The organism is Acidobacterium capsulatum ATCC 51196, from assembly GCF_000022565.1.
Taxonomy (GTDB): Bacteria; Acidobacteriota; Terriglobia; order Terriglobales; family Acidobacteriaceae; genus Acidobacterium; species Acidobacterium capsulatum.
This window is the reverse complement of sequence record NC_012483.1, coordinates 1,871,222-1,884,787: the sequence shown is the minus strand read 5'-3', so window position 1 is coordinate 1,884,787 and position 13,566 is coordinate 1,871,222. Positions and strand designations below refer to the sequence as shown.

6 protein-coding genes and 1 pseudogene are annotated in these 13,566 nt (G+C 58.8%); 5 read left to right on the top strand and 2 right to left on the bottom strand.

The annotated features are described in order from the left end of the window. Positions 1–298: 298 nt before the first annotated feature. Positions 299–4,270 (top strand): beta strand repeat-containing protein, encoded by a 3,972-nt coding sequence (locus ACP_RS07565; protein ID WP_238525678.1) that lies wholly within the window; start codon positions 299–301, stop codon positions 4,268–4,270. A gap of 643 nt (positions 4,271–4,913) precedes the next feature. On the opposite strand, the gene ACP_RS17730 is transcribed toward ACP_RS07565, so the two are convergent. Beyond that, entirely contained in the window at positions 4,914–6,737 is a 1,824-nt protein-coding gene (locus tag ACP_RS17730; protein ID WP_015896698.1) for a DUF1906 domain-containing protein, read from the bottom strand. A gap of 106 nt (positions 6,738–6,843) precedes the next feature. On the opposite strand from ACP_RS17730, the pseudogene ACP_RS17725 reads away from it, so the two are divergent. The 4 genes and pseudogenes from ACP_RS17725 to ACP_RS07535 all read left to right on the top strand — a co-directional run. Beyond that, positions 6,844–7,916 (top strand): annotated as a pseudogene (locus ACP_RS17725) (IS3 family transposase); the annotation flags it as partial. Positions 7,917–8,176: 260 nt separating this feature from the next. Next, positions 8,177–9,361 (top strand): Fic family protein, encoded by a 1,185-nt coding sequence (locus ACP_RS07545; protein WP_015896695.1) that lies wholly within the window; start codon positions 8,177–8,179, stop codon positions 9,359–9,361. A 207-nt stretch (positions 9,362–9,568) separates the two neighbouring features. Next, entirely contained in the window at positions 9,569–9,916 is a 348-nt protein-coding gene (locus ACP_RS07540; protein WP_015896694.1) for a PadR family transcriptional regulator, read from the top strand. After that, positions 9,913–12,549 carry an ABC transporter permease gene (locus ACP_RS07535; RefSeq protein ID WP_015896693.1) on the top strand — a complete coding sequence of 879 codons (2,637 nt, stop codon included), beginning with the start codon at positions 9,913–9,915 and terminating at the stop codon, positions 12,547–12,549. The genes ACP_RS07540 and ACP_RS07535 overlap by 4 nt, the downstream gene beginning before the upstream one ends. Before the next feature lie 350 nt (positions 12,550–12,899). On the opposite strand, the gene ACP_RS07530 is transcribed toward ACP_RS07535, so the two are convergent. Further along, positions 12,900–13,565, bottom strand: coding sequence for a response regulator transcription factor (locus ACP_RS07530; RefSeq protein ID WP_015896692.1), 666 nt, complete (start codon positions 13,563–13,565; stop codon positions 12,900–12,902). Position 13,566 lies beyond the last annotated feature (1 nt).

Sequence of the window (13,566 nt, the reverse complement as noted above, 5' to 3'; positions counted from 1 at the left end):
CCCTGGAAGTAAAAAAGATATACAGATTTATTCGTCTACCCCAGGCGGGCAGTGTATGGTGGTGTTCGCACGTTCGGCATGATTGGAAACTGTTGAGGAAGAAGGTACGGCTTTGAAGGTGGGTTCCTGGGGTAAGTCCTGGTCTCGTGTGGTTTGTCTGTTTGTCTTTGTCTTGGTGTGTAGTGCTTCCCTGCTGATCAGTGGTTGCGGCGGGTCCAATTCCGGGAGTTCAGGTGGTTCTGGCTCGGGCAGTTCGGGGAGCGGAGGAGGCACGAGTGGTACAGGCTCCTCGGCGCCGGTGATTACCTCAGTTAATCCGGGCAGCGTGACTGCTGGTTCCAGCGCACTTACCCTTACAGTCAACGGCTCCGGATTTATCTCGACCAGCGTGGTGCAGGTGAATGGATCGGCCGAGAGCACCACATATGTGAATGGCACGCAGTTGACCGCGGTTGTGCCCGCCAACCAGATTGCTGTCGGGGCCGAACTCGCCGTCACGGTGATGAACGGCACTGTCAGCAGCTCAGGAACCACGACCAATCTGGAAGTGGATAATCCGGTTCCCGCCATCGTGTCCTACCTTCCCAGCAGCGAGACGGCCGGAGCCTCGTCGGCGACGGTCACGATTGCCGGCACCGGATTCAATTCCGCAACAGTGATTCAGGTGAACGGCGCGTCCCGGACGACGACTTACACGAATCCCAACGTGGTGAGTGTGACGCTGACAGCCGCCGATCTTTCGGCCGCCGGCACGCTTTCGCTTGCCGCCATGAATCCTACGCCTGGCGGGGGCACATCGAAGCCGGTAAGCCTCAACGTCATTACGCTGCCGCAGCCGACCATCGCCACGGTTTCCCCTGATTCGATCTATATCAACTCGTCCGATACCACCATTGCGGTGAATGGCACCGGCTATACCTCAAGTTCGGTGGTGGAGTGGAATGGCACGCCCTTGAAGACCTCGCTTGCAAACGGGTATGTCAACACTCTGCTGGCCACGGTACCGGCAGCTGACCTCACCACGGCCGGCAAGGACTCGGTCACGGTCAGCACTCCGGGAGCAAGCCCATTGACGTCCACTGCCGCGACGGTCACGGTTGCCAATCCGCCCGCGCCCGTAGTCACTTATATGTCGCCCGGCGGCGGCCCGATCAACACGGCCAGTACCATCACACTGCAGGGAACCGGCTTCACTTCCAACACCAGCATCGTGGTGAATGGTGTGACCCTGAGCACGACGTACAACGGGTCCACTTCGCTGACGGCTACCATTCCGGCTTCGAGCCTTTCCATTCCGGGCAATATCAGCGTCACGGCGGTCACGCCCGCTCCGGGAGGAGGGACGAGCGCGGCCCAGCCGTTCACGGTGTATCTGCCGGTCACCGCCAATGACATTGTCTACGACTCAACGGATGGGATGATCTACGCTTCCATTCCGGCGACTTCCCCTGAACTAGCCGCCAACACTGTTGCCGCCATCGACCCCAACACCGGGCAGGTGAAGCGTCAGATCTTCGTGGGCAGCAACCCGAACAAACTGGCGCTCTCTTCGGATGGAACGCAGCTTTTTGTAGGACTCGACGGCGCGGCCAGCGTTGCGCAGGTGGATCTGACGCAGGGCAAGGTGGTTAACCAATTTTCCCTGGGGGGAGGCCCGGGTATTTATAACCCCCCGATGAAGGCCTTGTATCTTGCGACCGTGCCCGGCTCGCCGAATTCGGTAGCAGTGGCCACGCAGGGTACCGGTGGAGGAATCACAATCTATGACTCCGGTGTGGCGCGCACCCAGAGCTGGACTTCGGGCGAAGGCCCGATGAGCTTCGGGTCTTCGGCCTCGACGCTGTACGTGCTGAGCGGCTCTACGATTGAGCAGCTCACCATCGGCACGACGGGAGTCACGGCATCCTCGGCGCTGACGACTAATTTGACGCAGCAGCAGGCCACCTCGCTGCAGTATGACAATGGCAACCTGTATCTCTCGTCAGGGCAGGTGGTGAACGCCTCGACAGGCGCGCTGGCCGGCACTTTTTACAGCGAAGCCACCACGGCGGCTTCGGGGGCCATCGTCTCTGACTCCACTCTGGGCAAGGCGTTTGTTGCGACCTCATCCTTCGGCAGCAACAGCGATACTGTGCTCGCTTTTGATGAATCCTCGTATAACCTGCTCGGCAGTTTTGTGGTGAATGGCGCCGGCCAGACGGGCTATGGTTCTTCATTTGAGAAGATTGTGCGCTGGGGGCAGAATGGCCTGGCCCTCAATGCAAGCCCTGGTCCTTTTACTTCGCAGTCGCAGTTGTTTCTCTTCCAGATGCCGCTGGTGAAGGATCTCTCTTCGTCACCGGCCGATCTTTCGGTCGCGTTGTCGGCTCCCGGCACCGCGGCTACGGGAGCGGCGGTGTCGTGGGTGGCAACGGTCAAAAACCTCGGTCCCAATAGCGCCTCTGGCGTAACCGCATCGATTACCCTTGATCCTTCGCTACAGATCAACAGCATTCAGAGCAGCAGTGGATCCTGCAGCAGCGGCACGATCTTTGCGTGTGACCTTGGCTCGCTTGCTAACGGCGCGAGCGCGACCATCACCGTCAACGCGACGCCCACACAGGCCGGGACCCTCGCGGGCGTCTCTACGGTAGCCTCGACCAGCTATGACCCCACTGCGTCCGACAATCAGTCCAGCACCAGCACCACGGTGACGGGCGGCATCTATGGCGCGGTGCCGTCGCTGTCAAGTATTTCGCCCAGCCTGGTGCAGGCGGGGGGCAGCGACTTCACGCTGACGGTCAATGGAACGGGCTTCAACAAGAACTCGACGGTGAATCTGGGCACCACAGCGCTCACCACCACTTATGTCAGCTCGACGCAACTCACCGCGGCTGTGACGGCGGCCGAAGTGGCAAACTACGGATGGGCTGCGATCACGGTCAGCAATCCCACACCGGGAGGAGGCGTTTCTCAGATCCTGCCCCTTACGATCTATGACCTGGTGAATGTTCCGGCCAGCGGACTCCTGTTCGATCCGTATTCGCAATTGCTTTATGCGACTGTTCCTGGCTCGGCGACGAGTATCACGGGCAATTCGGTGGTGAGCATCGATCCCGCGACGGGGAGCGTGGGCACGCCGGTGGCGGTGGGCAGCCAGCCCACCGTGATGGCGGAAACCTCTGACGGGAACTATCTGTATATCTCTCTGACAGGAGCCAATAGCCTGGCGAAGTTTGACCTGCTGGGCAAGAGCCTGGCGGCTACCATACCGCTTGCCATTACGCAGGGAAGTAGCTCAACCAGTGTTACCGCATCGTGGCTTGCCACGATGCCAGGGACAGATAGCACACTGGCCATTAATCAGCCCGGAGAAGGAGGTATCTTTGGAATCTTCGATGTCAGCGGCAGTACGGGCAGTTTCCGGACCAATTTTTCGTCTATTTATGCGGGTGACGACCCTGTGTTCGCGGATGCTTCGCATATCTATGCGTATGACGGCCAGACCAGTGGTGCGGAATTCTATCGCTACAGCGTGAATGCAAATGGAGTGAGCCAAATAGACGGCACAACGCTGAACGGGATGGGCGGCTATGGCGGATCGCTGCAGGTTGCCGGCGGACTTGTCTACGGGGAAGGTGGCGGCATTATCAATCCGGCGACGACCCCACCCTCTCAAGTGGCAACCCTGCCGCTGATTGACTTTTACAACTCCGGCTCGAGTCCGGAGAGCGTGGGCCTGGCCGCCGACCCCTCGCTGGGCAAGGAATTCCTGATGCTGAACAACCTGGCCGGCACCTCTGCCTATGGCTTGACCCGCTATGACCTCAGCACCTATGCGGCTGAGTCCGTACTGCTCATGCCGTCGTCTTTCTCCGCGGCTACAGGTAGTTGGAGTGTGCTGCGCTGGGGGCAGGATGGGCTGGCGCTGCTGGGCTCGAATTATGATTCCAGTACCAATCAGACCGTCTCCTCGCTGCTGCTCATCCGCGGCCCCTTTGTGGCTCCGCAAGAGCTGGAAACAGATACGGCAGCGACGCTAAGCTCGGCCTCGTCGAGCACACTTACCCATGGTAGCGGCAACACAATGCTCACCCTTACCGGCACCAACTTCCTGCCGGGTGTGGCCGTTACATGGAATGGCAGCTATCGCACGACGAAGATGGAGGACTCCACGCATGTTACGGTGGCGATTCCGGGCAGCGATCTTGCGACGGCTGGAAGCGCTTCGGTGGTCGCAACGAATCCTGGGGCATCGGCGTCGAACGCACTGACCATCACGATTCAATAGCAGCGGTCCTTGAGCTCAAAAAGAGGCCGGCACGAGTGCGCCGGCCTCCTTCTCGCGTGGAAGCGCTGTAGGAATTTGTCTGTATGCGCACTCTTGAGGGCCCTCTCAATGGAGCGCGAGTGGAGAACAGAAGTATGGGCAGCCGATGGATGCGGTGCGGTCATTGACTATGACTGGCAAGCAAGTCTGATTCAGGAGTGGTGCCGGGAGGGGGGGTCGAATTACATACCGTGTTGCAAAGGCATAAGTTGCTGATTTCAGATTCGCCAAAAACGCCAGAAGGTACAGAAACGCTGCTTTTGGGTACAAACCGGGCACAATTTGGGTACAAATGCCCACTGAGGAAAGCCGAATCGAAGAATAAGGTGCAGATCCTCCTTTCACTTTCAGCACGGACTGCAACTTAATTCTCGAGACATTGACGCTGCGCGTATCAGAAGCGGTTCGTCGGCCGGTGCCAAGCCATCCACTTGTAAGGTGCCGGAGCACAAGCGGCAAGAGCCGATGGATTCTTCTGTGCGCTCAGAGCGCCTTACTCGCAGTTGCCATCTCGCGCGCGTGGAGAACTTCGCATTGCGGCAATATTTCAAAGCTTCGGTAGGCATGTTCAATGTTTAGCCGCCGTGCAGAAAAGCTCAGATCTTTAGCTTCCGTTGATGGTCATGGTCTGATCGCTGTTGGATGACGGGTACGAGGTTGGAGAGAGATTGCTGATCGAGGGTGTTCCGCCGGTGACAGTGAAGCTGACGGTGTTGGACTGCTCGCTGCCATCGGGGCTGTTGACGCGCACAGACCAGGTGCCTGGATCGCTGCCGTTGTTGAACTGGTAGCTGAGTTGGTTGGCGGAGACGAAGGTTACGGGGCGAACATTCGAGTGTTGTGTACCATCCGGATAGGTGAAGGTCAGCGTGTCTCCGCTCTGGAAATTGCTTCCGTTGATGGTCATGGTCTGATCGCTGTTGGATGACGGGTACGAGGTTGGAGAGAGATTGCTGATCGAGGGTGTTCCGCCGGTGACAGTGAAGGTATAGGGCTTCGAACTGATGTTCCCAGGGTTGACTACCGTCACCGTCCAGTCGCCGGCGTCGCCGCCGTTGTTGAAGGCCGGATCGACGAGTTCGCCGGAGTTGACGAAGTTGGCCGGTTCGTTAGGGTAGGTCTGCTGGTTGACCGGATCGTAGTAGGTGACCGTGGCCCCGGCGACGAAGCCGCTTCCGGTGATGGTCAGCGTCTGGTTGCTGTTCGAGGACGGCACTGGGTTGGGTGACACGCCGCTGACCGTGGCGGTCGACGAGTAGACCGGGAAGGCGTAGTTGTTGGATGCCGACGCGCCGGGGTTGGTGACCACCACATGCCAGGTGCCGCCATCGCTCAGGTCGTTAAAGGCGGTGTCCACGATCTGGCTGGAGCTGTTGACGGTGGCTGCGTGGGCCGAGTACGGCTGGTTGCTGGGATCGTAGTAGGTGACCATGGCCCCGGCGACGAAGCCGCTTCCGGTGATGGTCAGCGTCTGGTTGCTGTTCGAGGACGGTACTGGGTTGGGTGACACACCGCTGACCGTGGCGGTCCCGGACGATGGCGCAGGAGCAGAGAAGACCGGACCGTCCTCGATATCCAGGTCGATGCCCTGATCCGGCGATCCTCCGAGGGAGACTCCACCCCAGGTTTCTGAAGCCTTAGACGGACAAGTTTGAACATTGCCTCCGGCACAATATTGATGAATTCGCTTGCCTGCCCAACTGCCGGTGAGAACACCGTCCAAATCCGAAGCTGTGTTGACACCATCCGGATAAAAGGCCCAGATGGCATCTGGCGGAGTGGACCAGCCGTTGGCGTCTGAGGGAGATCCATAGACACCGGCTTCAAATCCCTTGGTATGAAGCTCAGTCACCCAACCACTCAAAAATTGGTTAACCGCAGTATCGCAACCTGTATCAGTGGCTGAATACGTCTCCATGTCGTAGTAGATAATGCTATTGCCCATTCCTAATGTAGTAGCCTGGGCCGCAGCGGAATCAGCTTCACTGACGCCCTCGTTGTACGCCGCCGTGGAGGTAGATGTATCGATTAAATAGACCGTGGAAGGGTCAATACCGCTGATGCATGACGCCTGAGGCCCGACCCATATAGGCATCATTCCCCAGCCCATGCCCGATACATCCCTGACCCAGTTCGACGTCAGGTTGGAATTGGTCTTCTTTGTCCCTGCGCTTGCCGGATTGGACCCACAACCGTTGGGGCCGCTCGCCGGCACGGCATGCACGTTACATCCGCCGATGTACACGCCGATATCTTTATAAGGACTGCTCTGCATCCATGTCGCCATGTCGTTCTCGGCCGGAGCGAACTCTAAGTCAAAACCGCGGTTCTCGCTGATCTGGACGTTCGATGTTGTAGTAGATTGCGCGACTGTGAAATAGAGCGTATTGCTTACCGCGCTGGTGCCGGCACTATTCGTCGCTGTCATGTTCCAGCGATACTTTGTTCCGAATTGGAGATGTCCATGACCTGCTCCCGGAAAACTCATCCAGCCATAGCTGGAGTTCTCTCGTAATGTGAAGGAGAGGACTTGGATGAAGAAGAGCCGGTTTACGGAAGAGCAGATCATCGGGATTGTGAAGCAGCACGAGGCAGGGATGAAGACGGCGGACCTATGCCGGGAGCATGGGATCAGTGCGGCGACGTTCTACGGCTGGAAGTCGAAGTTCGGCGGCATGGACGTGAGCGAGGCGCAGCGGCTGCGGCAGATGGAAGACGAGAACCGGAGGCTGAAGTCGCTGGTCGCGGATCTCAGTCTTGACCGGGAAGTTTTGAGGTCGGTGATTCGAAAAAACGGCTGGAGCTTGCCGGCCTGAGAGAGGATGTTGCGTTCGCTCAGGCCGAGCATGGGGTGAGCGAGCGCAGGGCCTGCAAGCTGTTGGGTGTGGACCGAGCCAGCTATCGATACGAGCCGAGGCCGGATCGGAACGCTGAGCTGCGCGACGAACTGGTGAAGCTAGCCCGGCAGAAGCCGCGCTACGGCTACCGGCGATTGCATGCGGTGCTGGAACGCCGCGGTCAGACGGTGAACGTGAAGCGAGTCTACCGGCTGTATGCGGAAGAGGGACTGGCGGTGCGTCGTCGCCGGCGCAAGCGGCTGGTGCGCGAGCGAGTGGGCGAGGTGCAACTCATCCGTGCCAACCAGGAGTGGGCCATGGATTTCATCGTGGACGGTCTGGCGAACGGACGCATGGTGCGCATCCTCAGCGTGGTCGATGCCTTCACTCGCGAGTGCCTGGCGCTTGAAGCGGATACGAGCCTTGGCAGCGGTCGTGTGACGCGGGCTCTGGATCGGCTGATCGAAGAGCGCGGCTTGCCAGAGAACGTGCGATCGGATAATGGCCCGGAGTTCACCTCCCGCCGCATGCTGGGCTGGGCCGAGGAACGCAAGATCAACCTGGTGCACATCCAACCAGGGCGCCCCATGCAGAACGGTCACGTGGAAAGCTTCCACGGCCGCCTGCGCGACGAGTGCTTGAACGTAAGCTGGTTCCGCACACTGAACGACGTGCGGCGAACCCTGGACAACTACCGGCAGGAGTACAACTGCGAGCGTCCCCACAGCTCGCTCGCATACAGAACGCCTGCTGAGTTCAGAAGCGCACTGGGCTATGGAGATGTGGAAAGCAAAGTACGCTTCCCACATCTCCACAGCCCCGACTACGACGGCGAGATATACTCGCCCACAACACCAAAACGAGAGAACTCCAGCTATGGCTGGATGAGTTTTCCGGGAGCAGGTCAGAAGCCCCGTACTTCACCATGGATGCACCGCTAGAGAATGCGTCGAATACGCCTCATAATCAACGCATAACGTGCGTTCATTGTGCTTGCTTCCGCGTAGAATCGGCGGTACTTTAAACGCATATGGCGCGTAGAAAAGAAGCAGGACTCTACATTCACCAACGTGCGGAGTGGCCCAATTTCCGGTGGGACACCGCGCGCATCTCGGCGCGTCTGGTCGACATTCGGCATCGGCAGGGACGCCTGATCGGCCGTATGGAAGGACTCGGTTTTCAACTCCGCTCCGAAGCTGTTCTCCAAACCCTCACCGAGGATGTGATCAAGTCTAGCGAGATTGAGGGTGAAAAACTCGACCGCGACCAGGTTCGCTCCTCCATCGCGCGCCGCCTCGGGCTCGATGTTGGCGGACTGGGGCCAGTAGACCGGGATGTCGAAGGCGTGGTCGAAATGATGCTCGATGCCACACAGAGCTACAACAAACCGCTGACGGCGCGGCGTCTCTATGACTGGCATGCCGCGCTCTTTCCCACCGGCAGGAGCGGCATGTCGAAGATCAGGGTCGGAGCGTGGCGCGATGATGCATCCGGGCCGATGCAAGTCGTCTCGGGACCCTTCGGCAAGGAACGCGTGCATTACGTCGCTCCCGAGGCCGACCGGTTGCGCCAGGAGATGAAGAATTTCCTCGAATGGTTTGAAAAGGACAATTCCATCGATCTGGTGCTCAAGGCCGGTATGGCGCATCTTTGGTTCGTCACCGTTCACCCGTTTGACGACGGAAACGGGCGGATCGCGCGCGCCCTTGCGGATATGGTCCTGGCACGTTCGGAGGAGAGTTCGCAACGCTTCTACAGCATGTCGGCGCAGATCCGGTACGAGCGAAAAGCATATTATGAAAGCCTCGAAGCGGCGCAAAAGGGCGACGTCGATATCACCCGCTGGCTTGAATGGTTTCTGGACTGCCTTGGCCGCGCCTTTGAACGGGCCGAAGCGATCCTCGCAACGGTGCTCAGCAAAGCACGATTCTGGGATTATTTCGCGGCGACCCAATTCAATGAACGGCAGCGAAAGATGCTGAACCGGTTGCTCGACGGCTTTGAGGGCAAGCTCACCTCGTCAAAATGGGCCAAGCTGATGAAGTGCTCTCATGACACAGCCCTGCGCGATATCGAGGACCTGATCAAGAAGAAGGCGTTGACTAAGGATGCTGCTGGCGGCCGCAGCACTTCGTATTCGCTGGCAAAGACCCCGGAGGCCGGCGCTAAAGGAAGAAAGTCTGTACCGAACCGCATCACCTCTCCATTGCCGTGAAGGCGATGCCTGGCAAGTCTGACGCCTGCAACTCTACTTCCATCGCCACCAGCGGTTTGTCTTTCATGAGCAGAAGCGAGTTTGCCCAGAACTACAGGTGGCCTGCCCACAGCTTCTGCATAGCGCTAATACTCAGTGCTGCTTTCCTGTTGCTTTCCCATTGATCTCGTGCCATTCTTCTGTTGCAATCCCAATGGGAGATTGCCGATGAAGCAGAAAAAGGATGTGCAGCAGGGTACGTTGGCGTTGATGGTACTGAAGACGCTCGATGTGCTCGGACCGCAGCATGGTTATGGCATTGCGCGGCGGATCGAGCAGATCAGCGGCGAAATGCTTTTTGTGAACCAGGGAACGCTCTATCCGTTGCTGCTTCGGTTGGAGCAGGAGGGCGCCGTCAAGTCGGACTGGGGGCCTTCAGAAAACAACCGTCGCGCACGCTTTTATCGACTGACCCGAGCGGGGCGCAAACTTCTCGAATCCGAGAAGCGCGATTGGGAGCAGACAGCCGCCATTATCGCTCGGTTCTTTGAAGTCAAGGCGGAGGACCTGGCATGAGGTCTCTCCATCGATTCCTGATCCGTCTGCGCAATCTTGTCACTGGCCAGCGCGGCGATGCTCGGCTGCGCGAAGAGATGGAAGACTACGTGGAGCGCGAGGCGGAAGCCAATATCCAGGCCGGGATGAGCGAGGATGAAGCTCGCCGTCAGGCGCGGATGAAGCTTGGCGCCGCGGAGGCGATCCGAGAGCAGTACCACGCCGAGGAGGGATTGCCGTTTCTCGAATGCCTGGCCCAGGACACGCGATTTGCGCTGCGGCAGATGAGACGCGCACCGGGATTTACGTGGATGGTGGTGCTGACGATGGCACTGGGGATCGCGGCGACGACAACGATGTTCACGGTGGTGTATTCGACGCTGCTGAGGCGCCCGCCGTATCCGCATGCAGAGAGGATCCTTGCGATTCACGACACGAGGATCACGGGACGCTCAGCGGGCGGTCTGATGACGGGTCCGCGATTCTATGACATCAAGGCGCGCAACCGGTGCTTCTCCGGTCTGGCGTTCTTTTACTTCGAAGAGAGCACCTTGATTACGGGAAAGAAGTTGCCCGTCTACGTGAATGCCGCAGCAGTGAATGATGGGTTCTGGAATGTCTTCGACACCGCGCCGATGCTGGGTCGAGTATTGAATGCGAAAGACGACGTGCCGCATGCGCCACTGACCGTGGTGCTGAGTTATCCGGGATGGCAGAGGATTTTCGGAGGCGATCCGAAAGTAATCGGAGAGCAGGTGGCGCTGGATCAGCAGTCGGCGACGATTGTGGGCGTGATGCCGCGAGATTTTTCTGCGCCGGCAGGCGTGGACTTTTGGCGTGCGGCGCAGTTTGGTCCGAATAGCTGGGGCAGTTATCGGGGCGACGGACTGCGGTACTGGAATGTATTTGGGCGGTTGCGGCGGGGTGTAACTCCTTCGCAGGCTCAGGCCGATCTGGATCGGATCGGGGAGCAACTGAGACGGGAATATCCATCGAGCGATGGCGCGTGGCGGTTCACGAGCGAGACGCTGCGCGAGTACCGCTATGGCCAAGTGCGGCCAGCACTCATGGCCTTGCTGATCGCGTCGGCACTCCTGCTGCTGATTGCGTGCATCAATGTGGCGAACCTGTTGTTGTCACGCGCGACGGGCCGGCAGCGAGAGATTGCGCTGCGGAGGTCTCTGGGCGCATCAGGATTGCGCGTGGCTTTCCAATTGTTGGTGGAGAGCGGGCTGCTTGCGTTGGCCGGCGGCGGCACGGGAATCCTATTGGCATTTGCGCTCACGCGCACTGCCGCTACCAGCCTGCCGGGGATTCTGGGGAGGCCGGGCACGATCCACATGAACGGGATTGTGATTGGGATCGCTCTGCTAATTTCGCTGGCTACTGGAGTCGCGTTCGGAGTGGCTCCAGTGCTGGAAACCCGAAAGGTGCAGTTGCACTCGGCGCTCAAGAAAGGCGAGGCGCGCCTTGGAGGATCGTCGGGCAACTGGTTGCGCAGCGTTCTGGTCGGAGTGCAGGTAGGTCTGTCATTGGTGCTGCTGGTGGGTGCCTCGCTGATGGCGGAGTCGCTGTGGAACTTGACGAAGCAACCATTGGGATTCAAGCCGGAACACCTGTTGATGTTTCGGCTGGCGCTGCCGTATGACACAAGGCCGGCTGTGGCACGGAATTTCTACAATGACGTGCAACAACGAATAAAAAATCTGCCTGGAGTTGAGGCCGCCGGGCAGATCAACTCGCCGCCGATGATGGACTTTCATTTGCTTTCCAGATATGACGCCGACTGGCTGCCGCAGGGTACCAATGAGCCGTCAATCAGCGCGGAGACCCGCAGTATCGCCGGGAATTTTCTGGCGGCGATGGGAACACCGCTGCTGGAGGGGAGACCGTTTACGGCGGAGGATCAGGCCTCGAAACTTCCACCGGTAATGGTGAATGAGGCGCTGGTGCGGGAGTTTCTGCCGAAGGGAAACCCGATCGGACATCACCTGCTCCTGAATGAGGAGGCGCACGAGATCGTGGGCGTGGTTGCCGATGTGCGAGGAGTTACGGGAGCGATCGCGACGGTGCCTGGGCCCGTTGTCTACTCGCCTGCGAATGCCAATGGCAGTTGGCATCGCTACTTCCTGGTGCGGACGAATGTGCCACCGGAACAGCTCGTAAAGTCGATCCGCGAGCAGGTATACCAGGCGGACCCGCGGCAGTCGGTAGGCAGAATTGAGACGATGGACCAGCTGCTAAGCCATGCAGTGGCGCAACCGCGGCTGAACGCGGCGGTGGTTGCGTCATTTGCCGGGATTGCGTTGCTGCTGGCCTGCGTAGGAATCTATGGAGTCGTATCGTTCTTTGCCGCACAGCGCACGCAAGAGATTGGCGTGCGGATGGCACTCGGAGCGACGCGAGGCGACATTACGCGGCTCTTCGTGCGGCGCGTGATGGTCCCGGCAGTGATAGGGCTGGCGATGGGTATTGTGGTTTCGCTGGCGGCGAACAGGCTGTTGCGCAGTCAGCTATACGGCGTGCAACCGGATGATCTGCGGCTTTACCTTGCATCGCTGCTGGTCCTGCTGGCGCCCCTGCTGGTGGCTACCCTCAGGCCGGCGATACGCGCAGGTCAGACAGAGCCGATGGAAGCGCTGAGAACGGAGTGAATGCAGGGCCATCGTGTGAAAGATCTAAAACGGAGGGGCGCTCGCATCCGTAACCCGGTGACGAGACAGCAGCAAGATGTTCGGGGCCTAGTCGGGGTAGGTTGAAGCTGCCTTAGGCAACCTCATAACAAAGCGGATTGCCGGAGTTCCTGGATAAGTGCTTTGGCCCCCTGTGCTAACTAAAGTGAGTTGCAGGCAAGCTGTTCTGTACAGCATGCCTGCCGATGGGAACCGGAACATTTGTACGTTTCGGGAAACGATTGCTCACCTCCCGTCCAGGTTGAAAAGCTTTTAATTGGCCTAGATTCCAGCGACAACCATTGAGATAAAAGTTGAAAGTATTTGCGGAGTCATCTCTCGTTGGACTTCAGCCAATCGGTGGCGTGTTTTTCAAAGGCGATTCTTACCAATTGGCTGCGGGTGCGCACGCCGGCTTTGTGAAAAAGCTCCTGGATGACGGCTTTCACCGAGCTCTCAGACATATTGAGCTTTCCCGCGATTTCCTTATTCGCAAGACCATCGAGGATGCTGTGCAGGACCTGCTGCTGTCGTGCCGTCAACGGCTTTGACAGTGTTGCGACTTCTGTGCGCGCGCTTTTGCCGGCTGCGAGACCCTGCCTGGCGGTGTCATCAAGCCACTCTTTGCCATTGTTAATTTTGCGAATGGCACTGATCAGCAATTCAGTGCTGCCGTGCTTCAGGAAAATGCCTGCCGCGCCAGATTCCATGATGCGGACGGTCAGTTCATCCGAGAGCCCTGCTGTGACTACGAGCACTTTGGCTTCAGGGCAGCGCACTCGAACCGTAGTCAGCAAATCGCTGCCTACCTCGGGGCCAAGATCATAATCCAGCAACACCACGTCCACTGCCTGAATTTCGAGCACTCGCCGAGCCTCTGCAAGGGAAGCGCATTGCGAGGCGATGCGGAGATCTGGAACTGCCTCAAGCATGCGGCACAGACTCTCGCGAAAAAGGCTGTGGTCATCTACGATTATCAGGCGAATGATAGGTGTCATC

Excerpts from the sequence above, each read along its gene's own strand:
- ACP_RS07535 (WP_015896693.1), top strand. The coding sequence starts at position 9,913 with ATGAGGTCTCTCCATCGATTCCTGATCCGTCTGCGCAATCTTGTCACT.
- ACP_RS07530 (WP_015896692.1), bottom strand. The coding sequence starts at position 13,565 with ATGACACCTATCATTCGCCTGATAATCGTAGATGACCACAGCCTTTTT.
- ACP_RS17730 (WP_015896698.1), bottom strand. The coding sequence starts at position 6,737 with ATGACAGCGACGAATAGTGCCGGCACCAGCGCGGTAAGCAATACGCTC.
- ACP_RS07545 (WP_015896695.1), top strand. The coding sequence starts at position 8,177 with ATGGCGCGTAGAAAAGAAGCAGGACTCTACATTCACCAACGTGCGGAG.
- ACP_RS07540 (WP_015896694.1), top strand. The coding sequence starts at position 9,569 with ATGAAGCAGAAAAAGGATGTGCAGCAGGGTACGTTGGCGTTGATGGTA.